The organism is Streptomyces sp. URMC 126, from assembly GCF_051386555.1.
Taxonomy (GTDB): domain Bacteria; phylum Actinomycetota; class Actinomycetes; order Streptomycetales; family Streptomycetaceae; genus Streptomyces.
The window spans coordinates 1-273 of sequence record NZ_JBPQTX010000865.1; the positions used below are offsets into that span (position 1 = coordinate 1).

The 273-nt window shown below is 65.2% G+C and carries 1 pseudogene; it reads right to left on the minus strand.

The features are described 5' to 3' along the window. A pseudogene (locus ACSNOK_RS34270) lies at positions 1-273 on the minus strand (hypothetical protein); the annotation flags it as partial.

The window sequence follows — 273 nt, forward strand, 5'->3', positions numbered from 1 at the left end:
CTCGCAAGCTCGTTGAAGAGCTTGAGTTCGTCGTCCCGAACGTGCGCCAGCATGAACGCGCGAAAAGGTTCGGCGGTTCGCTCGAACGCCACTTGCTCGGAGATCCGGCCCTCCTGGTAGGGCTGAACCCCGGCATTCCACGCCTTTTCGAACGTCGGGGCCATGACGAAGAAGGAGAGGAACAGCGCCAGGCTGATCAGTACCGGGTTGGGCGGTACGCCCGGAGCGCCGAGGCCCGTGCGCAGCAGGGACAGGGCGACGACGATGCGGGTG